The organism is Bartonella sp. AP40SXNS, from assembly GCF_042195825.1.
In the GTDB taxonomy this organism is placed as follows: domain Bacteria; phylum Pseudomonadota; class Alphaproteobacteria; order Rhizobiales; family Rhizobiaceae; genus Bartonella.
The window spans coordinates 1-2,302 of the sequence record NZ_JBHIPB010000057.1; the positions used below are offsets into that span (position 1 = coordinate 1).

A 2,302-nucleotide genomic window follows, 5' to 3' on the forward strand; every position below is an offset into this window, starting at 1 on the left:
TAAAAGTGTGGATTCTTGAGTGGATTCATATAAAATAATTACAAACAAACTATTGACTTTATTGTATTTTTGTTTATGTTGTCCTTCAACAAGTGTGATCATCCGTCGACCGTTTTCAACATCAATGCCCTTCTCATCATTATAAGCTTCAAGATCATTATGATGAATGCCCTCATAAGCAACCCCATCACGCGCCCAATCCGCACTCAGCTCTGTCCAATGAGATTTTGGAAACATCTGCTTGGCTACTTCCAAGGGCTTGCGGTCTACATACCACATGCGTTGTGCATCGGTTAAATTCGGTTGCACCGCTGCACTATCCCAAACCATTTTTAAAGGATCTAAACGCGTAATAACCGGTTCACCATCAAGACTGTTTTCATAATCAAGGCGGGTATCAGTCCACCCCATGCCGCAGATGACAGCGTCTTGGAAAGCATCACTATCTGCATATTCAGCATGTGCCATGTCGCGAAACCATTCCGCTGCTCCTGTAAGCAATTCACTTGGCAATGCCTTGCCTATTTGACGGGGAATGAATTGCACCTCTCGTTTATTGTTACGCTCTGAACCCACAACGGCATTAACCAATGGTGCAATACGGTTAAACGTCATAACGGGGCGGCGTTGCTCTTTTAACGCCGCTAAATCAGCCTCATTCCACTGATCACCATTGTAAAATCGAAAATCCTCTCTTGCATGTTCGCGCCATTTGTTCACATGCTCAACATCTTCTTTGTACCAGCTGATAAGCTATCATATCAAAAAATGAAATAAAGTCAATAGGTTGTGTGAAATTATTTTATATGAATCCACTTAAGAATCCACATTTTTATACGTGATTCATTTGACCATTTTTTATATAAGATTGGCATGTATGAATAGACCATAAAAAGCAAATCATGATGTAAATATTATAACGCATGTGTGTATTCAAATAAAATGAAAAGCCGATATCATTCATAACAGTTCATAAATTTTATGATACGTTTTTATCACAGCACAAATCACATTGTTTTAAATTTAGTCGTTTGAAAATATCGATAACATACGTTTAAAGATCACATCTTGTTTTAAAGATTGGATTGTTAATCACATAAAAGAGCAAATTAACATTCGCCAAAATTGGCGAGCGCAAAATAGAGAGCTGTCATAACAGCATCATCATAACACCGAACATTTTAAAGATTGCATAAAAGGATTTAAAGACAAGATCGATTTTATAACCACGGTATTTTTTTACCGAGGTAGGAAATAAAGGTCATGAAATTCAAAATGCTATATCTTATGAAATGAAAAGCCTTTTAATGAATAGATTGCAGGCTAGTCTTTAAGAATGGAACTATTCGCTTCCACAAAAAAATGGAAGCAAATAATGCCATGGCAGTAGAATTACTACCTACTTTAGACTTGGTACTAAAAAACGTTTTAAAAGTTATAGTTTAAAAATTCGAAACCAAATGAGGTCTCCTCAAATTTGAGGGCATCTCTTTAGACAAGATAAGCAAACAAACTTCAAAATCGTTATAATATCACAAGGCATGAGATTTTTCTAAATTTTTAGAAAAAGCTACTCTGATTAAAGAATGCTCTATTCTAAAGTTAATGCCTCCAAAATTGAATTGGTTGATTTTGCTAGCCAAATATAGAGCAATTAATTTGCAAAGAAGTTATGTTTGAGTACAAAATAAAAAGATGCTTATGAGAACCTCTCTAAATGAACATTTAAACGTTTGAAAATAAAATGAGATTTTTATAAGAAACGTTTGAAACTGATGTTTAATAACAGTTTTTAAAGCCTTTCGTTTGATAAAAGCGGTTATTTATTTGTCTTATGAGAGATTGTTTTGAAAACCAATACTCGTAAATGTAAAAAACAAGTTTTGTTAAAGCTAACAAGCGTTTTGATTTTATAGAATGCGTTATTTGAATTCACTCAGCTCGATTTTGAGCTTAGTATATTGAAACGTTTTAAAAGAAGCATTTTGATCATGGGCTTTGTTTTAAATAAATCTCTTTAAGATAAAGACATTATGATTGATATACTTAATGGCGACAAAAAGCATTTATAGGCTCTCTCATTCAAATGAGTGATTAAAGATCATACGCATTATTTACATTTCTTTTGATAAGTTTTCATATCTCTAATAGAGCGCTTGTAATATAATACGTTTTGTATATATGCATTCATTACCTTGCTTAGGGTTAGATTCATAAGGATAGACATTTGAAAGCCGCGTCATATCACTTGACACGGCTTTCTTTTATGAATGCTCTCTTTTATGATATGTATATTAAGCAA

Annotated in this window: 1 protein-coding gene; it reads right to left on the reverse strand. The window is 33.8% G+C overall.

What is annotated here, in order from left to right:
- Positions 1-750 (reverse strand): portal protein (locus ACFILZ_RS09610; protein WP_375611035.1); only part of this gene is annotated, 750 nt, incomplete at its 3' end.
- Positions 751-2,302 lie beyond the last annotated feature (1,552 nt).